General features: G+C 39.1%; 27 protein-coding genes and 1 pseudogene. 13 read left to right on the top strand and 15 right to left on the bottom strand.

Going from position 1 to position 24,454, the window contains the following annotated elements:
• The first annotated feature begins 29 nt into the window (after window positions 1-29).
• Window positions 30-1,079 carry a 2,3-butanediol dehydrogenase gene (locus tag N784_RS09145; RefSeq protein ID WP_036834329.1) on the top strand — a complete coding sequence of 350 codons (1,050 nt, stop codon included), beginning with the start codon at window positions 30-32 and terminating at the stop codon, window positions 1,077-1,079.
• A gap of 118 nt (window positions 1,080-1,197) precedes the next feature.
• Here N784_RS09145 and N784_RS09140 read toward each other — a convergent pair whose 3' ends face one another.
• The 9 genes from N784_RS09140 to N784_RS09100 all read right to left on the bottom strand — a co-directional run bounded on the left by N784_RS09140 (window position 1,198) and on the right by N784_RS09100 (window position 11,489).
• Entirely contained in the window at window positions 1,198-2,865 is a 1,668-nt protein-coding gene (locus N784_RS09140; protein ID WP_036834327.1) for a glycerol-3-phosphate dehydrogenase/oxidase, read from the bottom strand.
• A gap of 225 nt (window positions 2,866-3,090) precedes the next feature.
• Window positions 3,091-4,206, bottom strand: coding sequence for an ABC transporter permease (locus N784_RS09135; protein WP_036834326.1), 1,116 nt, complete (start codon window positions 4,204-4,206; stop codon window positions 3,091-3,093).
• Entirely contained in the window at window positions 4,203-5,447 is a 1,245-nt protein-coding gene (locus N784_RS09130; protein ID WP_036834325.1) for an ABC transporter permease, read from the bottom strand. The genes N784_RS09135 and N784_RS09130 overlap by 4 nt, the downstream gene beginning before the upstream one ends.
• Window positions 5,448-5,458: 11 nt before the next feature.
• Window positions 5,459-6,391: an ABC transporter ATP-binding protein gene (locus N784_RS09125; protein ID WP_036834324.1), complete on the bottom strand. Its 933-nt coding sequence runs from the start codon at window positions 6,389-6,391 to the stop codon at window positions 5,459-5,461.
• A gap of 111 nt (window positions 6,392-6,502) precedes the next feature.
• Window positions 6,503-7,144, bottom strand: a complete 642-nt coding sequence (locus N784_RS09120) for a response regulator transcription factor (protein ID WP_036834323.1) — start codon at window positions 7,142-7,144, stop codon at window positions 6,503-6,505.
• Between the two features lie 17 nt (window positions 7,145-7,161).
• Complete coding sequence (locus N784_RS09115) at window positions 7,162-8,235, bottom strand: sensor histidine kinase (RefSeq protein ID WP_036834322.1); 1,074 nt, start codon at window positions 8,233-8,235, stop codon at window positions 7,162-7,164.
• 126 nt (window positions 8,236-8,361) lie between these two features.
• Complete coding sequence (glpK, locus tag N784_RS09110) at window positions 8,362-9,852, bottom strand: glycerol kinase GlpK (protein ID WP_036834320.1); 1,491 nt, start codon at window positions 9,850-9,852, stop codon at window positions 8,362-8,364.
• A gap of 39 nt (window positions 9,853-9,891) precedes the next feature.
• Window positions 9,892-10,722: an MIP/aquaporin family protein gene (locus N784_RS09105; protein ID WP_036834317.1), complete on the bottom strand. Its 831-nt coding sequence runs from the start codon at window positions 10,720-10,722 to the stop codon at window positions 9,892-9,894.
• A gap of 221 nt (window positions 10,723-10,943) precedes the next feature.
• Window positions 10,944-11,489 (bottom strand): glycerol-3-phosphate responsive antiterminator, encoded by a 546-nt coding sequence (locus N784_RS09100; RefSeq protein ID WP_036834316.1) that lies wholly within the window; start codon window positions 11,487-11,489, stop codon window positions 10,944-10,946.
• Window positions 11,490-11,638: 149 nt separating this feature from the next.
• Between N784_RS09100 and N784_RS09095 the strand changes: the two genes are divergently transcribed.
• The 3 genes from N784_RS09095 to N784_RS09090 all read left to right on the top strand — a co-directional run bounded on the left by N784_RS09095 (window position 11,639) and on the right by N784_RS09090 (window position 13,820).
• Entirely contained in the window at window positions 11,639-12,751 is a 1,113-nt protein-coding gene (locus N784_RS09095; RefSeq protein ID WP_036834314.1) for an NAD(P)/FAD-dependent oxidoreductase, read from the top strand.
• 99 nt (window positions 12,752-12,850) lie between these two features.
• Entirely contained in the window at window positions 12,851-13,021 is a 171-nt protein-coding gene (locus tag N784_RS16820; protein WP_198134414.1) for a hypothetical protein, read from the top strand.
• Between the two features lie 73 nt (window positions 13,022-13,094).
• The gene (locus tag N784_RS09090; RefSeq protein WP_036834312.1) at window positions 13,095-13,820 is read left to right on the top strand and encodes a ZIP family metal transporter; all 726 of its coding nucleotides are present in this window, start codon (window positions 13,095-13,097) and stop codon (window positions 13,818-13,820) included.
• A gap of 33 nt (window positions 13,821-13,853) precedes the next feature.
• Here the strand turns inward: N784_RS09090 and N784_RS09085 are convergent, their stop codons facing one another.
• Window positions 13,854-14,612 (bottom strand): TrmB family transcriptional regulator, encoded by a 759-nt coding sequence (locus N784_RS09085; RefSeq protein WP_036834311.1) that lies wholly within the window; start codon window positions 14,610-14,612, stop codon window positions 13,854-13,856.
• Window positions 14,613-14,756: 144 nt separating this feature from the next.
• Between N784_RS09085 and N784_RS09080 the strand changes: the two genes are divergently transcribed.
• Entirely contained in the window at window positions 14,757-15,935 is a 1,179-nt protein-coding gene (locus N784_RS09080; RefSeq protein ID WP_036834310.1) for an MFS transporter, read from the top strand.
• 84 nt (window positions 15,936-16,019) lie between these two features.
• On the opposite strand, the gene N784_RS17245 is transcribed toward N784_RS09080, so the two are convergent.
• Window positions 16,020-16,322, bottom strand: coding sequence for a sunset domain-containing protein (locus tag N784_RS17245; protein ID WP_456299396.1), 303 nt, complete (start codon window positions 16,320-16,322; stop codon window positions 16,020-16,022).
• A 204-nt stretch (window positions 16,323-16,526) separates the two neighbouring features.
• On the opposite strand from N784_RS17245, the gene N784_RS09070 reads away from it, so the two are divergent.
• Together N784_RS09070 and N784_RS09065 are read left to right on the top strand one after the other, a co-directional pair.
• Window positions 16,527-17,072 (top strand): LOG family protein, encoded by a 546-nt coding sequence (locus N784_RS09070; RefSeq protein ID WP_036834308.1) that lies wholly within the window; start codon window positions 16,527-16,529, stop codon window positions 17,070-17,072.
• Between the two features lie 98 nt (window positions 17,073-17,170).
• On the top strand, window positions 17,171-17,461 hold the full coding sequence (locus N784_RS09065) for a YkvA family protein (protein WP_036834306.1): 291 nt from the start codon (window positions 17,171-17,173) through the stop codon (window positions 17,459-17,461).
• Here the strand turns inward: N784_RS09065 and N784_RS09060 are convergent.
• Window positions 17,433-18,029, bottom strand: a complete 597-nt coding sequence (locus tag N784_RS09060; RefSeq protein WP_036834304.1) for a hypothetical protein — start codon at window positions 18,027-18,029, stop codon at window positions 17,433-17,435. The genes N784_RS09065 and N784_RS09060 overlap by 29 nt on opposite strands.
• Window positions 18,030-18,194: 165 nt before the next feature.
• Between N784_RS09060 and N784_RS09055 the strand changes: the two genes are divergently transcribed.
• The 4 genes and pseudogenes from N784_RS09055 (at window position 18,195) to N784_RS09045 (ending at window position 20,739) form a co-directional block, all read left to right on the top strand.
• Complete coding sequence (locus N784_RS09055) at window positions 18,195-19,004, top strand: ZIP family metal transporter (RefSeq protein ID WP_036834303.1); 810 nt, start codon at window positions 18,195-18,197, stop codon at window positions 19,002-19,004.
• Window positions 19,005-19,256: 252 nt separating this feature from the next.
• Window positions 19,257-19,706, top strand: a pseudogene (locus N784_RS16920) (DUF2254 family protein).
• Window positions 19,660-19,917, top strand: coding sequence for a hypothetical protein (locus N784_RS15980; protein ID WP_052127225.1), 258 nt, complete (start codon window positions 19,660-19,662; stop codon window positions 19,915-19,917). Before N784_RS16920 ends, N784_RS15980 begins: the two are co-directional and overlap by 47 nt.
• Window positions 19,918-19,932: 15 nt before the next feature.
• Window positions 19,933-20,739 carry a DUF368 domain-containing protein gene (locus tag N784_RS09045; protein WP_036834302.1) on the top strand — a complete coding sequence of 269 codons (807 nt, stop codon included), beginning with the start codon at window positions 19,933-19,935 and terminating at the stop codon, window positions 20,737-20,739.
• Between the two features lie 45 nt (window positions 20,740-20,784).
• Here the strand turns inward: N784_RS09045 and N784_RS16305 are convergent, their stop codons facing one another.
• Window positions 20,785-20,934 (bottom strand): YjcZ family sporulation protein, encoded by a 150-nt coding sequence (locus N784_RS16305; protein WP_084600209.1) that lies wholly within the window; start codon window positions 20,932-20,934, stop codon window positions 20,785-20,787.
• Between the two features lie 90 nt (window positions 20,935-21,024).
• Between N784_RS16305 and N784_RS16625 the strand changes: the two genes are divergently transcribed.
• Complete coding sequence (locus N784_RS16625) at window positions 21,025-21,165, top strand: hypothetical protein (protein ID WP_156965216.1); 141 nt, start codon at window positions 21,025-21,027, stop codon at window positions 21,163-21,165.
• 88 nt (window positions 21,166-21,253) lie between these two features.
• On the top strand, window positions 21,254-21,577 hold the full coding sequence (locus N784_RS09040; RefSeq protein ID WP_036834300.1) for a thioredoxin family protein: 324 nt from the start codon (window positions 21,254-21,256) through the stop codon (window positions 21,575-21,577).
• Window positions 21,578-21,823: 246 nt separating this feature from the next.
• Here N784_RS09040 and N784_RS09035 read toward each other — a convergent pair whose 3' ends face one another.
• Together N784_RS09035 and N784_RS09030 are read right to left on the bottom strand one after the other, a co-directional pair.
• A complete protein-coding gene (locus tag N784_RS09035; RefSeq protein WP_036834298.1) occupies window positions 21,824-22,495 on the bottom strand; it encodes an SIMPL domain-containing protein in 672 nt (223 codons plus the stop codon).
• A gap of 135 nt (window positions 22,496-22,630) precedes the next feature.
• A complete protein-coding gene (locus N784_RS09030) occupies window positions 22,631-24,217 on the bottom strand; it encodes a BCCT family transporter (RefSeq protein WP_036834296.1) in 1,587 nt (528 codons plus the stop codon).
• Between the last annotated feature and the right edge of the window lie 237 nt (window positions 24,218-24,454).

The following is a 24,454-nucleotide window of genomic DNA, read 5'->3' as shown; positions in this document are numbered from 1 at the left end:
CATTATAAGACTAGTGGAGGGAATTAGCTATGAAAAGTGCACGTTGGCATGCAGCTAAAGACATAAGAGTAGAAGAGATTCCAGCACCTGAGGCAACTGAAGGTAAAGTCAAAATTAAAGTTAAGTCAGCAGGTATTTGTGGTAGTGACTTGCACGAATATACGGTTGGACCTATCTTTATCCCAGTAGGCGAGAATCATCCAGTCAGCCAAGATAAAGCGCCAATTGTTATGGGGCATGAGTTTGCTGGAGAAGTAGTAGAAGTAGGTGAAGGTGTTACAAAAGTAAAAGTAGGCGATAACGTTACTGTTGAGCCATTATTATATTGTGGTAAATGTGATGCTTGTAAACAAGGTCGTTATAACATTTGTGAATCAGTTGGTTTCCACGGTTTAGCTGGTGGCGGCGGTGGTTTTGCTGATTATACGACAGTTGATGAACATATGGTACATAAAATGCCTGAAGGATTGTCCTTTGAACAAGGAGCACTTGTAGAGCCAGCGGCAGTAGCTTTACATGCTGTTCGTTTAAGTAAAATAAAAGCAGGAGATACAGCTGCTGTATTTGGAGCAGGACCAATTGGGTTATTAGTTATTGAAGCATTGCGTGCGGCAGGTGCATCTGAGATTTACGCTGTAGAGCTATCTGAAGAGCGTGCGGCAAAAGCATTAGAGATTGGTGCAAAAGCAGTAATTAATCCAAAAGAAGAAAATGTTGTAGAAAAATTAACAGAACTTACAGCGGGTGGAGTAGATGTTGCTTTTGAAGTAACAGGTGTTCCGATCGTACTTCAACAGTGTATTGATTCTACTAACCATGCTGGTGAGACGATGATCGTAAGTATTTGGGAAAGCGGCGCGGAAATTATGCCAAATAATTTAGTATTAAAAGAACGCTCTATTAAGAGTACTTTGGCATATCGTAACGTATTCCCGGCAGTTATGGAATTGATGATGCAAGGTTACTTCCCAGCAGAGAAACTTGTGACAAAGCGTATCTCTCTTGATGAAATAGTGGAAGAAGGCTTTGAAACATTAGTAAATGAAAAGACACAAGTGAAGATCTTGGTTCAACCATAAAAGAAGTAAAAGCTGCTTACCTATGAAAAGGTGAGCAGCTTTTTTACGTTCATGTAAAAGGTTTTTTGGCAATAAAAGAGCTTTCCCTTCATAGCAGGAAAGCTCTCATCAATAATGTTTATGCTTTTTCTGTTGTCGGTGTAACAGCTTCTTCAAGAAGGATATCTAGCTGTTGTGTGTAGCTTGTCACTTGTTCATCATTCCAACCGAACTGTTCAGCCATGTACTGGATAACAGATTGCTTGTGTTCCTGTACCCAGTGAATGTTAAAGAAAAGTGCTCCTGTGCGACGGATAAAGAAGTCGACAGGTTTCGCTGTACTTTCTTCGTGGATAGCGTAAGTGAGCATAGCGTAAACAAGTGGATCTAATCCTGCTTGTTGTGCTTCCTGCTGCTTGTGACGATACGTATCGAACACTTTATCTACGTTTGCTCCGTATAATTGGACAAGAAATCCAGCTTGTTCAGAAGATAATCCAAAGGCAGCAGCTTCTTCGATTTTACGTTGTTTGAATTTCTGGAATCCTGCTGCTCCACCTACTTCACCACCTGCAATAGGCATTTCTTTTGTTTGTGTTCCAGGGTACTGCTGATTGTTTATATCTTTCAAATAACCTACAACACGGTCAACGACGCTTTCTGCCATTTTGCGGTATCCTGTTAATTTACCACCTGCAATAGATAAAAGGCCTGAGTCCGATTCGAATATCTCGTCTTTTCTAGAGATTTCAGATGGGTCTTTGCCTTCCTCGTGAATGAGTGGACGTAAGCCAGCCCAACTTGACTCTACATCATCAGCTGAAATAGATAAGGAAGGGAACATATAGGCAATGGCTTTAAGAATATAGTCACGATCCTCTTGTGTCATGGTTGGATGCGCTATGTTTCCTTTGTATACCGTATCTGTTGTTCCAACGTATGTTTTTCCATCTCGCGGAATAGCGAATACCATGCGACCATCTGGCGTATCGAAGTAAATCGCTTGTTGTAATGGAAATGTTTCTTTATCAAAAACAAGGTGTACGCCTTTTGTTAGTTGAAGGGTTTTGCCACGTTTAGAACCGTCGATTTCACGAAGCGTATCCACCCATGGACCACCAGCATTGACGATTTTCTTGGCGTATATTTCATGCTGCGCACCGTTTAACTGGTCTTCTATTTTAACACCAACTACCTTACCGTCTTTATAAATTAAATCGGTTACTTTTGCATAGTTTAGAGCACGCGCTCCTTTTTGTACGGCTTTCTTCATTACTTCAAGTGTTAATCTTGCATCGTCAGTACGGTATTCAACATAGTAGCCACTGCCACGAAGACCTTCTTGCTTTAATAATGGTTCGCGTTTCTTGGTTTCTTCTTCGGATAACATTTTACGACGTTCGTGCTTTTTAACGCCTGCTAAAAAGTCATATACGCGTAGTCCAATATTCGTGGAGAATGGTCCGAATGTTCCCCCTTTGTGGAATGGAAGCAGCATCCATTCAGGTGTAGTGACGTGAGGCCCATTTTGATACACGATTTCACGTTCTTTCCCTACCTCTGCGACCATTGCTACTTCAAACTGTTTCAAATAACGAAGTCCGCCATGAACGAGTTTCGTAGAGCGGCTTGATGTACCAGCGGCGAAGTCTTGCATTTCTACTAGACCAGTAGAAAGTCCACGTGTAGTAGCATCTAATGCAATACCTGCTCCTGTAATTCCTCCGCCAATGACTAAAACGTCTAAATCATTCTGTTTCATCTCTTCATAAAGTGCATCACGCTGTAAACTAGAAAAATGATTCATTTCCCATCGCTCCCTGTTGTAAGTGTTAATCGGTGTTCAAGTGGCAGGGCTATAAAGTATTTGTCGTGTTCATTTCTCTGTTATAAACACAAAAAAGAGACCACAAATCGCTTTATAGCTCTAGCCATAAAGGACTTGTGGTCTCTCCATTTCTCCCACCGAGTCATGTTAACTTGTTGATTTCATTATAGCACACATTGCTGTAATATCCAATCCATTGCTTAACTAAATGTGCCTTCTTTCCATGAAATGAATTCCTATCCCCATCATGACAACACCCATTAATAATAATATGCTAATTGGATAGAGCAGTTGCTCGAAAGAATAATTATACAGAACGGCTCCTTTTAGAATTTCCATCCCGTATGTTAGTGGGTTTATTTTCGATAATGTGATAAGAAGTGGAGATTCTACGATTTCTAACGGCCAAAATGCACCACCAATCATCGCCATGCTGACTGCAACAATAGGAACGACTGCATTGAATTGTTGGACCGTCCTCACGGTGGCAGTAATGAAAATGGCTAAAGCAACAATTGTGAAGACGTATGGAATTAATAGGGTCAATGTGCTCATAAACTTTTCGTGAAAATCTACTTTGAATATAAACTTGAAAATGCTAAAAATAAGGACCGTTTGTATATAACCTTGGAAAAAACTAAAAATTAAATTAGCGGTATACATTTCCCACTTTTTCACGGGGGATAGTATCATCCGATCCCATATTCCGTCCTTTTTGTCTAGTAAAATAGGAAGGACGTTGTAGCATATCGTGTAAATGATGAAGAAAAGGCTATATCCAAATAATCCTTGAAATGTGGAGTTATATTGCTTTGTTTCTGTGTTTTGAAAGTTGTTGTAATCAATCGTGAATATCGGTTGATTTACCGCTTGATTCATATTGTTGAGTAGTGCTTCCGCTTGCTCCTCATTCGTAATATTCGCTGCATTAAGAATATTTTGTTGTTGAGAATGGTTCATGTAAGCCTGACGTATTGTACTTTCAACTAATTGTGTGTTAAAGGAGTTTACCCCTACAATTAATTGGAAGTTATCTTCATTTAATTGCACACCGACCTCTGCTTTATGTTTTTCTATAACCTGCTCCATTTCCTCTTGGTCCATTTCCTTAAATTCAAAAGCAGTTGATTGCTGAAGGGATTCTATGATTGATGTACTTCGTATACTATCATCTGTGATTGTAATAGGTACTGTAATGCTAGAATTTCCGCCTGTCCCTCCTATCATGAGGGCAAACCCGATGGCCATCGCTGTAAAAATAAGAAATGTCCAAGGATGTCTCATAAACTGCGTGCACTTTATCCTTAATATAGCTCTCATATGCTTTGCCCCCTTTTCGGAAAACTAGTGGCAGCAATGACTGTCATTGTTAATCCAAATAAGACGAGATAGATTATGTGTGTGCTTACATCCATGAACGACTCTCCTTTTAAAATGCTGAGATAAGCCGTCATTCCAGCTCCATTGGGTGTTATCGTTCCTAAAGCATGAACTAATGATGAATAATTCCCGAAAGGAAAGAAGCTTCCTCCGACAAAAGACATTAAAACAACGATAATATTGGAGAATACATTGGTAATGGTTTCAGAGTGTAGTCGATAACTAACTGCTGTTAACAATACCGTGATTCCCCCTACGGCAACAGAGAAAGCTAAGGATACCAGTAACATATCTGAAATATTAGGCCAACTAACATCTAAGACGGTCCAAGAAAAGGTGAAAATAATCATAATTTGAAGGAAGCTGAAAAGGATACCAGAAAATAATACCCCAGTGAAGAATACCCATCTAGATATGTCCCCTATAATTATTCGATTAAATACGTACATTCTCTTCTCCATAAATGCTACAGCACCAATTGTGGATGCGATGTATAATACATTCATTACGGTCATTCCTACTGTATAATAGGCTGAAGCTGAAATTGTATTGGTTTGATTAATGGTTTTTTTTGTAGCATTGAAAATCGAGGATTCCACGGCAAGTGCTTGTTGATCAATGGATTGCTGCTTTAAAAAGGCTTGAAGTGTTAGTTGGTGTTGAAAGTTATCAACAAGATCACTGACGATGCTAGTAGCAATCGGCTGTTGTTCATTCTCATAAATGCGTAGCACAGGTGCCTCGTCTTTTTCTAATAATGAGTGGCTTAACAAATCGTATGTGAAAGATGGTGGTACCTCAATGATGGCAGTATAGGATTCATCCTGTAATGCGTTTTGTTTTTGTTCTAAAGGTATTTGTTCTACGGTAATTATTTCTTCTAATGATTCATGTTGCAAGAGAGAGGTGAAAGCTTGTATAGGAGTCATCCCTATTGCAGTATGTTCGTTGATTGGTTCGCCATTTGTTTCGTCTAACAGTTGTTGTATCTGCTTTGTTTCGGATTGGTGCTCTATTATAGCAATTTTGGCGTTTATAGGAGAGGAACTTCCGTCCATTGTTCCACCTAAAGCATTCCCTAATATAAAAATGAGTATAATTGGTAATCCAATAAGTAATACTATCTGCATCGGATTTCTAATAAATAAAAGCGCTTGTTTTTTTATAATTTGTTTAATCACTTTTTATCACCTCAATCCCTTAATGCTCTACCAGTAAGATGTAGGAATACGTCTTCTAAGGTAGGGGTTTCTACATGGATAGAAAGCAATTCAATCGACGCTTCTTCAGTCATGTGGATAAGAATAGGGAATAGGTTCGCTTTTTTGTCAACTGTAATCTTAATTTCTTTCCCTTTCATTTTGATGTTATTCACTAATGGATGTTCTGATAAAGCGTGTGTAAATGTTTCTTTCACGTTGGTGACTTGAATTGAGATTATTTTTTCAGAAGAAAGGATTTGTTTTAATTCTTCTTTCGACCCAGCCGCAATAAGCTGCCCTTGATCCATAATGTATATCCGATTACAGAGAAACTCGACTTCCTCCATGTAGTGACTTGTGTAAATCACAGTCATATTCTTTTCTGTATTTAGTCTTTGTACTGTTTCTAGAATGTGCGTGCGGGATTGAGGGTCAATACCGACAGTGGGTTCATCCATAATTAGTAGTTCTGGTTCGTGTAATAAAGCAACACCAATATTTAATCGGCGCTTCATCCCGCCGGAGTACTCTTTTACAAGATCTTTGCTTCTTTGGGTTAATCCAATCACGTCTAACACATCAGCTATTCTTCGTTTTAATGCTTTGCCTTTCAGTTGGTATATTCGTCCAAAGAAAGCTAAGTTTTCTTCTGCGGTTAAATCGTCATATAAAGCAATTTCTTGAGGCACGATTCCGGTTACTTTTCGTAGTGGGGAAGGTGACTTTAAAATGCTTTTGTGAAGATAACGTACATCGCCTGTTGTCGGTGTAATGAGAGAAGACATCATGGAAATGGCAGTTGATTTTCCAGCTCCATTAGGACCGAGTAATCCAATGACTTCTCCTCTTTCAATAAACATATTCATATTTTTGACGGCATACGTTTGATGGAATTTTTTTGATAAGTCAACAAGTTCTAACATATAGCAACTCCTCCTCTACCAATAGTGTACGGTAAGAGGAGGGGGATGGCATACTATCTTAAGTCATAAAAAGCTGCATAGAGGGGTGACGGAGGTCATTCTTTTCCGATGCTAATCAATCAAATCATGCTTAACGGCATAAATCGCAAGTTGTGTACGGTCTCTCAAGTCCGTCTTGTGTAGCACTTTTGTGATATGGTTTTTCACAGTTCCAATGGATAAATGTAAGACGGAAGCAATCTCTTTGTTAGTTTTCCCCTCACCGACTAATTTCGTAACGGCAAGTTCTCTTTCCGATAAAGCAACTGTTAAAGGTGGTGTAGCATGTGCAGGACGCTTAAGCAACTTAGGCATTACTTTTGCGGCTACATCATCATGAAGAATCATGCCACCATTCATGCAGCTATACACAGCTTCAATCAATTTGTTTGATTCCGCAGTTTTTAGTAAATACCCATTTGCGCCTTCTTTCAGTGCTTCGATAACATACTCATCATCATTAAAAGTGGTTAAGATTAAAATTTTGATAGATGGCCATTTTTGTTTAATCATTCTGGTCGCTTCAATGCCATTCATAACAGGCATACGAACGTCCATCATAATAAAATCCACAACATACTTATGTAATAGTTCCATTGCTTCTTGGCCGTTACTTGCCTCGTGAGCGACAATGATACGATTATCTTGTTCTAGGATAACCTTTAATCCTTGTCGCACGATAGGTTGATCTTCTACTAATAGTACTCGTATCATGATGATGCTCCTTTACTTTATGGAATAGTACCAAATACAATAAATGACTCATTTGTTTGCTGGATGGTTAAGGTTCCTTCCACTTCTTCTATTCGTTTCTTCATGTTAGTTAACCCGAACCCATATGAAAAGGATACGGGTTGGAAGACAGCATTCCGTATCTCAAAAGACAAGTCTGAAGTGGCGGAAGTTGCTAACGTTACTTTCGCTTCGCGTGCTTGAGAGTGTCGCATAGCATTTGTTAAAGCTTCTTGAATGATGCGATAAAGGACAACACTCTTCTGATTTGTTAAAGGGAAAGATAGGGCACCTTGTTTAATCGTAAATTGTACATGTAAATGACTTTCTGCCTCTAATTTTCTTATTAATTGAACAACAGATGAAATCCCTTCATGTTCTTCTGTTTGTAATGCTGTGACAGCTGTTCGGGTTTCTTCTAGGCTATTTTTGGCCATTTTCTTAAGCTCATTATAGTTAATGTGTGGGTTCTGAATGGATAGTACTTCTAATTTCATAATTAGGGCGGTTAACTGATGACCAACAGAATCATGAATATCTCTTGCAATTTTGGCTCGTTCCTCAATTCTTGCATTATTATTAGCTGTAACATTTAAACGTTTTGCTTTGCGATATTCCTCTAATAAATCTTCGTACATCATTTTTCGCTCATTACGTTCAAAGACAATTTGGTGGTAAGTTACCAAGACAATCATAAATAGAGAGACGATAAGGATGGATTCAATAATTCGTTCTCCTGTTATGAAAGCAGTTAGTATGGATAAACTTCCATTTACCGCTAGTAAGACCTTCAAAAGAGAAGGAGAGAGGTGGTAAGTTGCATCGATTGTTAACGACTGAACATACAAGATTGGTAGAAGGGAACCATTTCCTAATACAAGTGCATGCCCTAGCCCGATTAAAGTAAGGAAAACATAGATGGTTGTGGTAGCTCTTCGTAATGAAATAAGAAAAAATAAGCTTAGAGATAAACTGAAGAGAAGGATGCTAAGGGCGACGTATGTACTATCTGTTGAAATAAGTAAAATCCATAAGCTGCTGAAAAAAATAGTCCTCATTAGAAATATTTTCATGCGTGCATCAAACCTTTCCGGAAGGTATACACCATAAATATACCAAAAAACGGTTGAAATGAGAATGGTAGGTATAAGAAAACCTCTATGATGTATAGGAAATCATAGAGGTTAATAGAAGATATTTTATTTAAACGCTTGTGCTGCTTTTACAGCTTTCTTCCATCCTGAGTAACGCTCGTCACGAAGCTCTTTAGAAATAGCTGGTTCGAAGGATTGATCTACCTTCCAGCGTTGCTGAATTTTATCTTTGTTATCCCAGAAGTCAACAGCAAGACCTGCTAAGTATGCGGCACCAAGTGCTGTTGTTTCATTGACAGTTGGGCGTTCAACTTCTGAATCAATAATATCACTTTGGAATTGCATAAGGAAGTTATTCTTTACTGCTCCACCATCGACGCGGAGTTTCTTTACTTCAAGTCCAGAGTCATTTACCATGACATCTAAAACGTCTTTCGTTTGATAAGCGATAGACTCTAGCGTTGCACGGATAAAATGATTTTTAGATGTACCACGAGTTAAGCCAAATACCGCTCCTCTTACATCACTATCCCAGTAAGGTGTTCCAAGTCCAACAAATGCAGGAACAACATAAACCCCTTCTGTTGAATCTACTTGGGTTGCGAAGTCTTCACTTTGTGGAGAGTCTTCGATCATTTTTAAGCCGTCTCGTAACCATTGAATAGCAGAGCCAGCTACGAAAATACTACCTTCTAACGCGTATTCTACTTTTCCGTCTAAGCCCCATGCAATTGTAGTTAATAGTCCGTGTTTAGAAGGGACCGCTTCTTCTCCAGTATTCATTAACATAAAGCACCCAGTACCATATGTGTTTTTCGCCATGCCTTTTTCGAAGCATGCTTGCCCGAATAATGCCGCTTGTTGGTCCCCTGCAACTCCTGCAATTGGTACTTCATTGCCAAAGAAGTGGTAATCAATTGTATGTGCATAAATCTCAGATGACGGGCGAACTTCTGGAAGCATAGACATTGGCACGCCAAGAATATCTAGTAATTCTTCATCCCATTTTAATTCATAAATGTTATACATTAATGTACGAGAAGCATTGGAGTAATCGGTAACGTGTGCTTTTCCACCTGACAGTCGATAAATAAGCCATGTATCAATAGTACCGAACATGAGCTGGCCATTATCTGCTTTTTCACGCGCGCCTTCTACGTTATCAAGAATCCATTTTACTTTTGTACCGGAGAAGTAAGGATCTAATAGTAGACCAGTTTTGTCACGGAACTTCTCGTTTAAGCCTTGGGCACGAAGCTCGTTACAAATGTCTGCCGTTTGACGTGATTGCCATACAATCGCCTTATAAATAGGTCGACCAGTTTCACGATCCCATACAACTGCTGTTTCCCGTTGGTTCGTGATTCCAATACCAACGACTTGTTTTGCTTCAATTTCCGCTTTACGCAGCACTTCTGCTATGACAGCGAGTACCGATGTCCAGATTTCATTAGCATCATGCTCTACCCAGCCTGGCTTAGGGAAAAATTGCTGAAATTCCATTTGTGCCGTTTCAACAATATCACCATCATGATTAAACAGAATAGCTCGTGAGCTCGTTGTCCCTTGATCAATAGATAAAATATATGTTTCCATATTTCCCATCTCCCTTTTGTAAATAATATATCCTTATGTTTATGCGCTAGCGCTTTCAGAATGATGCTTTGATGTTTTTGCCTTCTGGATTTCTTTCTGAGCTGCTAGTAAGAAGATTGCTAGAATGATTGCAGTAAAGGCCCAAAAGGTAACACTATATTCTCCAGTGAAAATCGCTTTGTAAAACAAAGCACCGTAAACCCCGCCAACAATAGGTCCAAATAATGGAACCCAGGCATAACCCCAATTCGATCCGCCTTTTCCAGGTATCGGTAATAGCATATGAGCAATACGAGGTCCAATATCACGGGCTGGGTTAATCGCATAGCCAGTTGCTCCTCCTAGTGACATACCAATTGCTACAATCAATAATCCTACTATAAATGGATTTAATCCTTGAGTAAATTCATTCGCACCAATAAATAATAATCCCATAACAAGCATAAATGTACCGATTATTTCACTAACGAAGTTTGATAAAGGACTGTTGATTGCAGGATCTGTTGAGAAAACAGCTAGTTTTGCCCCTTTGTCTTCTGTTGCATTCCAATGAGGTAAGTAGTTTAAAAAGACAATAACCCCACCAAGGAAAGCCCCGATAAATTGCCCTGCTAAGAAAGTAGGTACTTGACTCCATGGAAATTCCCCAATCATGGCAAAGCCAATCGTAACCGCAGGATTAATATGGGCACCGCTTACATTTCCTACTGCATAGACACCCATTGTTACAGCTAATCCCCATCCTAACGTAATGAGCACCCATCCAGTACCTTCTGCCTTTGATTTCTTTAGTACGACGCCACCGACGACACCGCCACCAAAAATTATTAAGATCATTGTACCAATCAATTCGGCTAAAAATTCTGTCATCTCAACACACCTTCCTTATATAAAACCGTTTATTAGTAGGGACAACTAAAAAAACCACACGTTACAATGTACACTTCTCTTGTTGAGATGTACATAGGAAACGTGTGGCTCTCCAATTCTCCGCACTTTGTTAACTTAATATATACTTTAACGTAAACTTGTAAGCGGTGTCAACACATTTTTGTCACTAATCTGTAACTTTTCAAACACATTAAGGCGTATTAGAAGTCAAAGAGTTCTTTTACAGATGATGTAACTGCGATGGCGCCACCATCAATAGCGTTTTGCACATCCTCTTCCGTACGAATAAGTCCGCCAGCGATAACAGGAATTTGTACTTTGTCATAAATTTCTTTAATCAATTTCGGGACTAGGCCAGGTAGCACTTCAATATAGTCTGGTTGCGTCTTTTGAATAAGAGATAAATTGTGTTCAAGCGCGTGTGAATCTAACAAGAATAGGCGCTGAATAGCGATTAGTTTCTGTTTCTTTACGCGAGAAATAACGTTTGCACGTGTAGAAATAATTCCGTGGGGTTTAATTTCATTACATAGAAACTCAATAGCATATTCATCCGTTTTTAGACCTTGAATTAAATCAGCGTGGATAAGCACTTTTTTGTTGTGCCGTTTTGCAAGGTGGACGAGACTTTTCACTTGAGAAACTCGAACTTCAAGCAAAATAATAAATTCGGCGTTCGATTGAATTAGCTTCTCGAAATCTTTAATATTACGTGCTGCGGGTAGGACGCGGTGGTTGGAAAACATGTTATACACCTTCCTTTCTAACCAGTCATAATAACGAATTATATTCTATCATAATGGATGACATAAATTTAAGCGAGAAATTGAGTTGTCGCAAGTTCTCTTGTACAATGACATACAGTATAAAGATTTTTACGAAAAAGGTGTTGTGTATGCAATATATTGTCATAGGTGGAGGAATACTAGGGGCTTCCGCAGCTTATCATTTAGCTAAGTCGGGTGCTTCTGTTACGATAGTCGATCGGCAAGATAAAGGGCAAGCTACAGAAGCAGCTGCAGGAATTATATGTCCTTGGCTTAGTCAGCGTCGTAATAAGAAGTGGTATGCACTCGTAAAAGGTGGAGCGAAATATTATCCACAGCTTATTCAAATGTTGAAAGAAGATGGGGAAACGAATACAGGATACAAGAAAGTCGGAGCACTGAGTTTACATACGGAAGAGAAGAAATTAGATCAAATGATGAAGAGGGCGATGAAACGCAGAGAGGATGCCCCGGAAATTGGCGAGATAACGAAACTATCACCTGCCGAAACCAAGGCGTTATTTCCACCATTGTCTGAAGAATATGGAGCGATTCATGTAAGTGGCGGAGCACGTGTTAACGGAAGTGCGCTACGACAAGCATTGCTAAATGCAGCACAAAAAAATGGTGCATTATATATAAATGAACATGCTGAAATTGTCATAGAACACAACAAGGCAATAGGAGTACGTGCTGGAAGACAAACCATTTATGCAGAGCACATCATTGATACTGCCGGTGCATGGTCTAAGCAGTTGCTACAACCACTTGGTGTGGATTTTGCTGTAACACCACAGAAAGCACAAATTATTCATATCGATTTGCCTAATGTAGAAAATAAAGATTGGCCAGTGGTTATTCCGCCGACAAATAAGTACTTACTTACCTTTGGTGGAGGGAAAATGGTGATAGGCGCTACCCATGAAGACGATAAGGGGTTTGATGAACGTGTAACGGTAGAAGGAGTGTTCGATATTCTTGATAAAGTTATCGCAATAGCTCCTGGCTTAGGCGATGCTACGTATGAAACTACGAAAGTCGGTTTTCGCCCTTATACCCCGGATTTCTTACCTGTATTTGGGTTCCTTCCTGGCTATGAAGGCATTTCTCTAGCGAATGGATTAGGGGCGTCAGGATTAACGAGTGGACCGTATTTGGGAGCAGAATTAGCAAAGTTTCTTCGTGGTGAGGCTACAGAGCTAGATCCTAGTCTTTATAACGTATCAGAAGCAATTAAGTAAGAGAAAGCAGCATCCTTTAGATGGGGTGTTGTTTTTTTATTTTCTGTTCATTTCTTGCTTCCTATATGAATATCCTACCTATGAAAGGTGGGGCTTTCTATGGAAGTGCAAATGGTGGAATGGTGGACATTGGCGCTCTTAAATGCAGCGCTTGCGCAATTGAAACAACGTAGCGGCTTGAATTGGTTTCTGTTGTCTGTGTTTATCGGTCCTCTTGCGACATTGTTGCTCGTTTTTTTGGATAGAGATAAGGGAGAAATTGAAGAATAGGATATGTGTAATAATTATTCATGCAGCACAGCCTGTCCTCATATACTAACGTTATATGGGGAGGGGGAAGGCAATGTTGTTTTGGTGGGGAATCGTCTTATCGGCATGCGTCACAATCATCGGGGCACTTCCTGTTATATGGCTACGTCACTTGTCGCACCGTGGTAAAGATATAGTGCTAGCATTTACAGCTGGAATTATGGTCGCTGCCTCTACGTACGGTTTAATTCCCGCGGCATTACAACTGTCCAACCTTTATGTATTGGTTATCGGTATTTTATTCGGAACCATTGTGTTGATGATTCTTGAAGTGATTGTACCTCATCATGATTTAGAGCATACGTCACCACCGCGTGAAGATGTTCGTATCCTGTTGTTTTTAGTAGCCATGTCTTTACATAACGTACCTGAAGGATTGTCGGTCGGGATGAGTTATGCGAGTACTTATCAAGATCTCGGACCAATGGTTGCATTCGCAATCGGATTGCAAAATATTCCGGAAGGGTTTCTAGTAGCATTATTTCTTATTATGCAAAAGGTGAGTAAGGGAACCGTGTTTTTTTATACTGCTTTTACAGCGTTCATTGAATTATGTGCGAGCATGGTAGGTGTTCTCTTTGGTGGTATGATAAGTGATGTTGTTCCTTACGGGTTAGCATTTTCTGCAGGGGCCATGTTATTTATCGTTTATAAAGAATTAATACCTGAAAGTCATGGGGATGGAAATGAACGAATGGCTACCTTCTCATTTATTATGGGCTTTGTTGTTATGGTTGTACTTACTAATTTGTTGCGCTAAAACAAGGTGTACAAGCGTAATTTGTACACCTTGTTAATACCTTAGCTTTAATAGGACATCACGAATATATTCATCTGCTAAAATAGTATCTTTATGTTTTCGCGTTATTTCTGTTAATGCTACATCGTGGTAGAAGAATTCAGTGAAGAACTTGACCAGTGGACGTGATCTCGTTTGAATAGCGTGCCACTGTGTTTGTTCCATTCCAGCGAAAAGCATTTCTGTTTCATCTGTAATAATTATTCTACTTCTTTCCAACGTTTCATGTTGAGGGTCAGGTATTAATGTAGAGAGGCTAGAGATGGTTGTATCTAGTGTGCCGATGGAGTGAATAGCAACCGTTACACCATTTTCCTCTTTTGCTTCAAGGTCAGGAATGTATTGCCATAAGTCATCTGACCAACCAGAAATCGTAATAGAGGTAGTTGCTTGTTGAATCATGTTCTTAATTAAAACTTGAATGGATTGATTATCTTTCAACGACCATACGCGATCGTCTAGAGGTGTTTTTTGTGCTTTCGTCTCTCTTAATCTCTCCACATTTTCCTCGAATTTTGCTCGTAACTTTTCAATAACTGATTCTAAAGGCAAGGCTGTATAGAGTCGTTTATTCTGTACGGTTGACTCTAGTATCATGCCTTTTTCGCTCATACGTTGAAGTACTTCGTATACTTTTGCTCTTGGTACTTCGGAGTGTTTTACAATAGTCGAGGCGTCTAGAGGTGCTTTTACAGTAATAAGCGCCTGGTACACCTTGCTTTCATATTGCGTAAATCCAAATTGCTGCAACATATCATTTGCTCCTTATTTCGTGCGTTATTTATTTCATCATACCATAGATGTGTACTGTTTATATTCCGATTATCTGTTGCTATCTTGCTCTTGTGGTGCTAAAGTTACTATCATAGTAGTAACTAATTGGAGGGTGGGCGTAATTTGGATAAACGGGTATATTTACTTACAATCGTTTCATTTGTTGTAGGTGTGGTGGAATTAATTATTGGAGGAATATTGGATATCATTGCAATCGATTTAGGTGTTAGCATTGGTGCGGCAGGTTTGCTAATTACTGTTTTTTCCATCGTGTTTGCTTTATCGGCTCCGATATTACTCGTCGTAACTGCGAAAATAGAAAGAAAAAAATTAACACTTATCTCGATTACTGTCTTTTTAGTTGGAATCGTGGTAGCTGTATTTAGTACAACGTATACGATGTTAATGATATCCCGCATCATTACGGCAGCTAGTGGTTCATTACTCGTCTTATTAAGCTTGACGTTGGCTTCTAATATCGTACAGGAGCGTTATCGAGCTCGTGCCATAGGCGTTGTATTTATGGGAATTAGTGCTTCTCTCGTACTAGGTGTACCTGTTGGATTAATGTTAGGAAATGCATTTGGCTGGCGTGCTCCGTTTGTGTTGATTATGGGATTAACGGTTATTGCAATGTTAGGCGTATATATGTTTATGGAACCAATTAAACCGAAACCGCCAATTCCGCTTCGAGTTCAATTACGTACGCTAAAGGATCGGAAAATATTGATGGCCCAATGTGCTTCATTCCTCTTTCTAACGGGGCACCTTACATTGTACGCATACTTAACCCCGTTTTTAAAAACAATTGTGGGGCTAAGTGGGACGTGGGTAAGCATAGCTTATTTATTATTTGGCTTTGCGGCAGTTGCCGGTGGTGGTATAGGAGGTGTAATAGCAGATCGGTTTGGCTCTAAGCCTGCTATTATTGGTATTATTACGGCCTTTGGGATAACAATCTTTGTCATTCCTTATACAACTGTCTCTCTTCCACTGTTCCTTGTTGTTATGATTGTGTGGGGAATGCTAAGTTGGTCTATTACTCCAGCGATGCAAAGCTATTTAATAGAAGCGGCTCCGGAATCATCCGATATTCAACAAGGATTAAATAATTCTGCTCTTCATCTAGGGATTGCGTGCGGCTCTTCTATTGGTGCGATTGTCATTGAGCGGGCTTCCGTTGAGTATAATGCAACAGTAGGTGGATTGTTTATTATTTTGTCTCTTGGTGCTACGTTTCTATCAATGAAAAAAGTCAAAAAAGAAAATACAGCATTCATAAAGCAAAACACGAGCGCCTAAAGCTCGTGTTTTTGTGAGAAGAATCTACTTTATTCTACAAATGTTTCACGTGAAACGTCGATATTTTCTGTCATAATGCGCGTTCTAGCGTTTTGATCTTCTATACCCATTTGCTTGTGCTTCTTCTTCTGTTTGAAATGTTTCTACAGCGGTAACTCTTTCATAAAATTGTCCTCCTGGAATGTGATAAATTCGTTCTCCTTTTGCGTTTTTGTTTCCTTTAATGAGTGAATGCGGTGCTTCTTCTTCACACTTTGATATAATTTCTGCTTCCTGCACTGGTATCCGAATGGTATATCTGTTTTGCTTTCTTGATGAGATGTACCATAGTGTGGCCAAAACACCACTAAAAAAACATAGGCTATACGTGGCAATTTTACTGAGCATTTTCAATCTGATTGTCTCCTTTAGTCTACTATCATTCTTTTTCTGGACTCTACTTAATGGAACATTATAGATTAGTAGCATAATGTGCTTACGATAATCATATATATTTTTAACATTTACCTACTTTTAAAGTGTAGCAAAATACACTACACTTTTATAAGGTGTATTTCATAGTTTCCTATATAAAAGTGAAGAGGTGTTTGAATGAATCGAATAGCGGTATTTTGTGGCTCACGTTTAGGGAATCACGATGCGTATAAACAAGGCGCTATCGCGTTAGGTAAAGCTTTAGCGGAGCAAGGAATTACGTTAGTGTACGGTGGTTCCAGTGTTGGCTTAATGGGAGTGTTGGCGGATACAGTTCTAGAGAATGGTGGAGAGGCAATTGGTGTCATTCCAAACAAATTAGTAGAACGTGAAGTTGCTCATCATAACTTAACAGAATTACACGTTGTGGAAACGATGCATAAACGTAAAGCAAAAATGGCCGAATTATCTGATGCATTTATTACGATGCCAGGTGGAGCAGGTACAATGGAAGAGTTCTTCGAAGTGTATACGTGGGCGCAGATTGGTATTCATAATAAACCGATTGGCTTGCTCAATGTAAATCAATACTACACACCATTAATTTCCTTATTCGACCATATGGTGCAAGAGAAGTTTTTAACACAAGATAATCGAAATATGGCGATTTTAGAAGAAAATGTAGAGGTATTGCTACAGCGTTTAAGTAAATCACATGTGTAAAGGGAGGCTCTGTTAGGGAGTCTCCTTTTTTACGGTCTGCTGTTTCATCGTGATATAATAGAGGCATAAATGAGTTTAATGAGAGGTGTTCACAGAGAATGCGTAAAGTTTGGAAACGGTTGAGATTTGTATTTAATGTACGGAAGTCTATTCCTTTTTTATTTGCTTTTTTTCGGTCATATGAAGTGGGTAGGTCAAAGAAATGGTTAGCCGCTTTTTTTCTGTTTGGCTATTTCGTACTGCCATTCGATGCGATTCCTGATATTTTTGGTGTTATTGGTTTAATAGACGATATTGCTGTCTTTACATTTGTGCTGCAGCGCATCGTGAAAATGGCGCCACCATCCTTACGTAAGTTGTTTAACGTTGATGATGATCTTTATCGATAATGGAAATGGTAAAGATGTAAGCTAATTCCGCATTTTTCATATCTTTTAACTCTGTTGGTGTAATGCTTGGGGTAGACATGGAGTTCTCTGAAGAGCCTTGCAAGTAAGCTAAATGATACGTTTCCCCTTTTTCTAAAGATGTTTCTTCGGAAATGATACTCCCGTATGTGAAGGAGTTGAACTCGGTGGGAATGGGAATAGTACTGGAACTCAAGCTAGTATCAGAGCCAAATACTAACGTTTCTTCGGTATTTGAATGGTTATAGATTGAAGTAGAAAGTATGTAATCATCGTATTCCGTTTCTAAAAATCCATAAGAACTCATCTTCTCCGTTTGTTCTCCGTCTTCTATCTTCGTAACAGCTAACTTTAAGTCATCGGATTCGTTTAACATTCCATTCACTAAGAAGTATTCTTGCAACTCCGCTGGCTGTTGTTTGACCAATTTTTCTTCCCGTTCTGTTAGTTGTAACGGTTCAATCGTTAGCTTCGTTTCTCTCGTTCTCTCTTCCGCGTTGCATGCAGTAAGAAACAAAATCCCTATTATAATAAAGGCAAGCTTCTTCATGAACTCATCTCCTCCTTGTATTAAATAGTATACCATTGTAATAAGGACGTTTCCTTTCTTTTCACTGATTTTAGTTGACCTTTTTGTGTATTACCATATAAAATGTATGAAACAACAAAAATTGCACTAATGCAAAAGCGTAGTTCAATGAAGAGGTGAAGCATCATGATTGAAGCATTTGTAGAATTAAATCCAATTGTGCAAGCGTTAATTGGTACGTTATTTACGTGGGGGATGACGGCACTAGGCGCATCTTTAGTATTCTTTGTGAAAGGAACGAATCAGAAGTTTCTTGATAGCATGCTCGCATTTGCCGGAGGGGTAATGATAGCAGCCAGTTATTGGTCGTTACTAGCACCAGCAATTGAAATGGCAGAGGGTGGACCTGTTCCTTCCTGGGTACCTGCTGTGGTAGGTTTCTTGTTAGGAGGATTTTTACTTTTATTAGTGGACAAGATGCTGCCAGTTATTAATACAGATCGATATCTCCATGATATTAAAGATAATAAAGCGAAGAATCGTACGGCTTTATTGGTATTCTCGATGACGTTGCACAATATTCCAGAAGGCTTAGCAGTTGGGGTTGCCTTTGGCGCACTAGCCTCAGGTGAGACGGGAGCTACCCTAGCAGGTGCTGTTGCGCTAGCGATTGGAATCGGTATTCAAAACTTCCCAGAAGGTACGGCTGTTTCGATGCCGTTACACCGAGATGGGATGGGCAAGATGAAGAGTTTTCTATTTGGTCAGTTCTCTGGCATGGTAGAACCAATATCAGCGGTCATCGGTGCTGCTGCTGTTATATTCATTGAGCCGATTTTACCGTACGCTTTAAGCTTTGCTGCTGGAGCAATGATATTCGTTGTTGCTAAAGAAATTATTCCTGGTTCACATGAGAAAGGGAATGTGAACATTGCTTCCATTAGTTTAATGATTGGTTTTGCGGTTATGATGACATTAGATGTTGCCTTAGGATAAATAGATGATTGCTTTTTTACCCCTATGTTCTTTCTTTTTCGTTTATAGAAAGGACCTAGGGGTAAACTTGTATGGTAATATTCTGTAAGTGAATAAATTAATTGGCAAAATTCAAACCGAACCGATACATACGGTGGACCACCAGTTAATGACGCCTCATAAGTATGACGTTCATGCTCATTGGGATGAAGAAGTGTTACGACGACTATACGAAAAAGAAACGTATGAACGAGAAGTACAGAAAGTGGTAATGTGCAACATATTGATTATGAGCCTTTTATTCACTGGTCCAAACAAAATGACTTATTCATTTATGTCCATGTTCAAATTGGTGATTATCTTGAGGAAGGAATGCCGTTATTCTATTATCGATTTAAAAACGATAAAAAAGAATTGGACGACGATATATCATTAGATTATGTTATTATCGGTAAGGAGCGTACAAATGTTCAAGCTATCGAGTTCTCTATTCAGAAACTAGTGGAAATTGCGCTTCGTGCCATATAACCAGAAAGGAATGACCCTCATACAGCCATTAATGGTATTAACCGAATTGGTTCTATTTTGGCTAAGCTTGGACATAAGTATAGAGAAGACCGTTATTATACAGATGAAGATGGAGCGCTTCGTTTAGAAGTTGTTCCGAAAGCATATCATGAATTATTGTACAAAAGCTTCTACACAAATTCGATTGTACGGTAAGCACGATGTGTCCGTCATGAACGGAGTGCTAGAGGCATTGTATAAAATAGTGCTCGTAAATGATCAATCTATAAGACGCACTATATGGAATTTTGCATTGTATATACTTGATGGGATGAAGGAAGAAGCTTATCATAAAGGTGACTTAGATTTAATACGAAAGATAGCATGTAACTTGGCACAAAACTGCGGGGAAGAAAGCGCAATATAGAAGGAGATTACGTAGATGGAGTGGAGAAATATATATCGAGGTTTTTTGATGGGGACAAGTGATGTCGTTCCTGGAGTGAGCGGTGGAACGATTGCAGTTGTTTTAGGGATTTATGACCGTCTTATTGCAGCAATTGACGGTGTTTTTAGTAAGGAATGGAAGACGCACGTGCGCTTTTTAATTCCGCTCGGGATTGGTATGTTGTTGGCGATCTTCTCAATGGCGAACTTGATTACGTGGCTGTTAGAGGCATACGAGCAGCCTACGATGTACTTTTTCTTAGGGTTAATTATTGGTATTATTCCGTTTCTATTACACGAAGCAGATTATAAGAAGACCTTTAAACCAATACATTACGTGTTTATGATAATAAGTGCTTGCCTTGTAGCTTCTCTTGCTTTCTTACAAGAGGGTAACCCGCAAGCGTGGGGAGAATCGATTACAATAGGGCAATATGTAATTTTATTTTTTTCTGGTTGGATGGCAAGTATGGCGATGTTGTTACCTGGTATTAGCGGTTCATTTTTATTGTTGTTGATTGGAGTATATCCAATCATAACGACAGCAATTAAAGAATTAGATATGGCTCGAGTCGTGACAGTCGGATTAGGCGTTATGATTGGCTTATTGTTAAGTAGTAAAGGAATTAACTATTTATTTAAGCACTATCCTATTTATACGTTTGCAACAGTGATTGGAATGGTGTTAGGATCTGTTATTGTTATCTTTCCAGGAGTTCCTGTTGATATACTATTATGTGTCATTGCCTTGTTAGGTGGCCTTATTGTATCGAATCTGTTAGGGAAAATAGAGCATAATTAAAGAAAAGCCAGCATGTTTATGTGCTGGCTTTTCTTTATAGGAACATTAACGACAAACCGTTGCACCAACAATGATCAATAGGATGAATAGAACGACGATTAACACGAAGCTACCATAACCGTATCCACCGCCGTATCCACCGCCGTATCCGCCACCGCTATAACAACAATCATATCCACCGTAATATCCGTGCATATTCCCTTCCTCCTTTAAAATGTTTCCTGTCTGTGTTTGCCTCTAATGAAAGAGGTAGTGATGCTAATTGCTATTAGGAGCAGTGCGTTAATGAATATTAGAGTTAAACTGTATTTCAGTCAACATGTATTACGTAATGCACTATTACTGTATGCGAATGTCTGTTTTTTGGTCGATGGAAACGGCGAATTACCTGAAAATAGGCGTATTACTCAAACGTTTGATCAATAAAACAAAGCCTCTCTTAAGCGAGTATGTTTTCTTATAGGATCATCTATGGTTTAATGAATAAGAAGCAAGATTAGGAGGGAATAGAACGATGGAATTTATTCATGAACAAAGTGTATTTGACGAAACAATCACAAGCAAGCAACCTGTAATAATTAAGTTCTCCGCTGATTGGTGTCCTGATTGCAAACGTATGGACATGTTTATCGGCGATATAGTGGAAGCATATAACGCTTATCAGTGGTTTGAAGTAAATCGTGATGAACTACCTGAAATAGCACAGAAATATGAGGTTATGGGCATTCCTAGCATATTAATATTTCAAAATGGGGAGAAAATAGCTCACCTTCATAGCGCATATGCCAAAACACCTGATGAAGTGCAGTCCTTTTTGGCTGAAGCATTAACGAAATAAGTATTGTTTATGTGTTTTTCACTGAAATCATTGCCTATGTTTATTAAATGTTGTGCGAATGTTTGTGAAAAAAGACACTCATGCATCCTGATTGGAACGGAACGTGGCGACTCTAGCTGGAATAGCGGGAGGCGTGATTCCCCACAGCAAGCGCCCTGTTGAAGTGGAAATTGAATGTAATACATAAAATGTTTCACGTAGTAAAGCTGCACTTCTTATCAAATGAAGTGCAGCTTTACTTTTGTTCTAGCCACTGTAATAAAATTGCACGTTTACCTTGGCTGTGATCGTTAGTTGTCCAGGTTCTATTGGCGTTTCTGCATGACTAACAGCTTCTGATTTAGCGAAGGTTTGTAAAGGAACTGGTGCTTCATTGACTAGCTCGATAATTCGTGTAGGGGTAGGGTCTAAGTTGAGAGACATCGTAGTGGCGATCGTTTGTGCTTTGGACAGAGCATTTTGCAAGGAACGGCTTAATGCTTCTTGATAGAGGGAGGGCATGTCATCAAAGGTGAATTGAATATTGGATATACGATTTGCGCCATTTTTCACAGCTGTATCGATGACAATCCCTGTTTGATTGAGGTTGTTTATCGTAATCAATAGGGTGTGTGTTACTTGATATCCTTGAAATACTTGTTTGCCATCCGTGTAATCATATTTGGGGAAAATCGTATAGTCTTGGGTTTGAATGTTTTCTTGAGGAATACCAAGTTGCATCATAGATTCAATGACGTTTGTTGTCAGTTGTGCATTTTGTTGCTGTGCTTGTTCGAGTTCTTTATTCTCAGTAATGATGCCGATTTGCACGGTAGCTACGTTAGGGGTTGTCGTCACCGTGCCCACTCCTGTAACAGTCATGGAACGTTCACCAGATCGTTTATACTGTCTCACGTATGAAGAAGGATAATAGTACATCTATACACCGCCTCTCTATATTAAAGTAAATGATGAAAGGGAAGCGAATATGACTTAGCTTTGTCTTTCGTGTAAGTTGAATTAGTTAACTGAATAGCAAAAAGAGGCTGCCTTTGAAGACAGCCTCTTTCGTGTTTAAGAAGTTTTTAATTCTTTTTTACGTTCAATAGCTAGTTGCGTATTTTCATTAGCCACAAGCCCTTGTTCTTCCGCCATAATTTTGGCCACTTTTGGTGCTAACCATAATGGTGGTAGCAACAGAAGAGATACAGGCAATGCGGTAATGACGATAAAGTTTTGTAATGTTTGGATACTGTTTTCGCCGATGCTTAGTAAAGCTGCTGCAGTTAATCCGAACAATATTGCCCAGAACACACGCAAGAAGCGAGGTGGATGAGCATTTCCTGTTAGGGTAACAGCTACGGAGTATGACATAGAGTCGGCTGTCGTAGCTACAAATACAATTGTGATAATTAAGAACCCGGTTGCCATAATCATGCCGAATGGTACTTGCTCCATAATCGCCATTACAGCAGCTGGCATACCAGATTCATTTAATGCAGTTGAAACTGAACCAGGCGTTTCCATCTCGTAAAAGATACCGGCCCCACCAATTGCTGCGAACCAGAAGTTACTAACAATCGGAGCGGTTATTGCCACAGCTAGTATTAACTCACGAATGGAACGTCCTCTTGAGATGCGGCTAATAAACATTCCCATTGCTGGACCGAAGCCAATAAACCATCCCCAGAAGAATAGCGTCCAAAGGCTGAGCCACTCACTGTCATTTCGATATAAACTCATATCAATAAAGTTCTGAATAAGGTAAGCTTCTGAACCGATAAATGAATCAATGATGAACATCGTTGGTCCAAGGAATAGCATGCCGCCCATTAATATAACGGCAAGAATGATATTTATTCTACTTAGTAATTGAATCCCTTTATCAACACCTGTTGCGGCGGAGATTGATGAAATTAACACTAAGAATATAATAATCATAGATTGCATAAATAAAGTATCTGGTATATTAAATAAATATTCTAAAGCATATCCAACCTGTAAACCTAGAAAGCCTATTGGCCCAATCGTACCAGCAGAAACAGCAATGATGGATACAACGTCAGCGATTGTACCGATAGCATGATTCGGCTTAAAAATTTTCTTGCCGAATATTGGATAAAGCAGTGCACGTGGTTTTAACGGATACCCTTTATGATAGTGCACATACATAAATACGATAGTGGACACAGTACCTAGACAAGCCCATGCAAGAAATCCCCAATGCAAGAAGCTTTGAGCTAATCCTGGTATTACTGCTTCTGCCGCTGTCATCCCTTCATCTGCTGCTAAAGGTGGCGTCGTTAAGTAATGATACAGCGGTTCAGCAGCGGCCCAAAAAACACCACCACTAGCTAAAAGTGTACATAATATCATTGATAACCAGCGGAAATAACTGATTTCTGGTTTATCTAATTTTCCAAGTTTGGCTTTTCCGTATCTTGTTAAAGCTAAAGCAATTCCTACAACAAATGTGGCGAGTAATAGTAATTGCCAATATGCACCAAAGAATGTAACAGAAAAGTTAAACGCGCTTGTAATCCACCCATCCATTAATGTTCCGTTCAAAAAGGACATGAGTAGAAATAGAACAAGAAAGCCTCCACTTAAGCTTAAAGTTAGCCAATCGATCCTTGTTCTATTATTGGAATAGTCGTCCATTATTTTCCCCCTATAGTTTCGTTACTTTTGTAAGGTATTTTTAAATTAGTATTGTTTGCTATGATAATAATATGCAAGAGCGCGATGTGAACCTTAGAAAATCAGAAAACAGCCATCTCCTTTATTCTCGACTTAATAACTAATGCTCCATTATAGACAGTTGTATATTACTAGTCAAAAGCCGTATTATATAAAGATTTAAAGCAATGTATAGTATTTCATAGCTATTTGCTACAT

Origin of the sequence: Pontibacillus litoralis JSM 072002 (assembly GCF_000775615.1) — a bacterium.
Classification (GTDB): Bacteria; Bacillota; Bacilli; order Bacillales; family BH030062; genus Pontibacillus; species Pontibacillus litoralis.
Note: the sequence above shows the minus strand (reverse complement) of the source record. Positions and strands in the feature narration are given on the sequence as shown.

What these genes read in the sequence shown, in the direction of transcription:
- N784_RS09045 (WP_036834302.1), top strand. Translation starts at nt 19,933, where the DNA reads ATGGAGTGGAGAAATATATATCGAGGTTTTTTGATGGGGACAAGTGAT.
- N784_RS09115 (WP_036834322.1), bottom strand. Translation starts at nt 8,235, where the DNA reads ATGAAAATATTTCTAATGAGGACTATTTTTTTCAGCAGCTTATGGATT.
- N784_RS09100 (WP_036834316.1), bottom strand. Translation starts at nt 11,489, where the DNA reads ATGTTTTCCAACCACCGCGTCCTACCCGCAGCACGTAATATTAAAGAT.
- N784_RS09140 (WP_036834327.1), bottom strand. Translation starts at nt 2,865, where the DNA reads ATGAATCATTTTTCTAGTTTACAGCGTGATGCACTTTATGAAGAGATG.
- N784_RS09055 (WP_036834303.1), top strand. Translation starts at nt 18,195, where the DNA reads ATGATTGAAGCATTTGTAGAATTAAATCCAATTGTGCAAGCGTTAATT.
- N784_RS09120 (WP_036834323.1), bottom strand. Translation starts at nt 7,144, where the DNA reads ATGATACGAGTACTATTAGTAGAAGATCAACCTATCGTGCGACAAGGA.
- N784_RS09085 (WP_036834311.1), bottom strand. Translation starts at nt 14,612, where the DNA reads ATGTTGCAGCAATTTGGATTTACGCAATATGAAAGCAAGGTGTACCAG.
- N784_RS09040 (WP_036834300.1), top strand. Translation starts at nt 21,254, where the DNA reads ATGGAATTTATTCATGAACAAAGTGTATTTGACGAAACAATCACAAGC.
- glpK (WP_036834320.1), bottom strand. Translation starts at nt 9,852, where the DNA reads ATGGAAACATATATTTTATCTATTGATCAAGGGACAACGAGCTCACGA.
- N784_RS17245 (WP_456299396.1), bottom strand. Translation starts at nt 16,322, where the DNA reads ATGCTCAGTAAAATTGCCACGTATAGCCTATGTTTTTTTAGTGGTGTT.
- N784_RS09105 (WP_036834317.1), bottom strand. Translation starts at nt 10,722, where the DNA reads ATGACAGAATTTTTAGCCGAATTGATTGGTACAATGATCTTAATAATT.
- N784_RS09070 (WP_036834308.1), top strand. Translation starts at nt 16,527, where the DNA reads ATGAATCGAATAGCGGTATTTTGTGGCTCACGTTTAGGGAATCACGAT.
- N784_RS16625 (WP_156965216.1), top strand. Translation starts at nt 21,025, where the DNA reads ATGAATATTAGAGTTAAACTGTATTTCAGTCAACATGTATTACGTAAT.
- N784_RS09090 (WP_036834312.1), top strand. Translation starts at nt 13,095, where the DNA reads ATGTTGTTTTGGTGGGGAATCGTCTTATCGGCATGCGTCACAATCATC.
- N784_RS09095 (WP_036834314.1), top strand. Translation starts at nt 11,639, where the DNA reads ATGCAATATATTGTCATAGGTGGAGGAATACTAGGGGCTTCCGCAGCT.
- N784_RS09125 (WP_036834324.1), bottom strand. Translation starts at nt 6,391, where the DNA reads ATGTTAGAACTTGTTGACTTATCAAAAAAATTCCATCAAACGTATGCC.
- N784_RS09035 (WP_036834298.1), bottom strand. Translation starts at nt 22,495, where the DNA reads ATGTACTATTATCCTTCTTCATACGTGAGACAGTATAAACGATCTGGT.
- N784_RS09065 (WP_036834306.1), top strand. Translation starts at nt 17,171, where the DNA reads ATGCGTAAAGTTTGGAAACGGTTGAGATTTGTATTTAATGTACGGAAG.
- N784_RS09030 (WP_036834296.1), bottom strand. Translation starts at nt 24,217, where the DNA reads ATGGACGACTATTCCAATAATAGAACAAGGATCGATTGGCTAACTTTA.
- N784_RS15980 (WP_052127225.1), top strand. Translation starts at nt 19,660, where the DNA reads ATGAATTATTGTACAAAAGCTTCTACACAAATTCGATTGTACGGTAAG.
- N784_RS09145 (WP_036834329.1), top strand. Translation starts at nt 30, where the DNA reads ATGAAAAGTGCACGTTGGCATGCAGCTAAAGACATAAGAGTAGAAGAG.
- N784_RS09135 (WP_036834326.1), bottom strand. Translation starts at nt 4,206, where the DNA reads ATGAGAGCTATATTAAGGATAAAGTGCACGCAGTTTATGAGACATCCT.
- N784_RS16305 (WP_084600209.1), bottom strand. Translation starts at nt 20,934, where the DNA reads ATGCACGGATATTACGGTGGATATGATTGTTGTTATAGCGGTGGCGGA.
- N784_RS16820 (WP_198134414.1), top strand. Translation starts at nt 12,851, where the DNA reads ATGGAAGTGCAAATGGTGGAATGGTGGACATTGGCGCTCTTAAATGCA.
- N784_RS09060 (WP_036834304.1), bottom strand. Translation starts at nt 18,029, where the DNA reads ATGAAGAAGCTTGCCTTTATTATAATAGGGATTTTGTTTCTTACTGCA.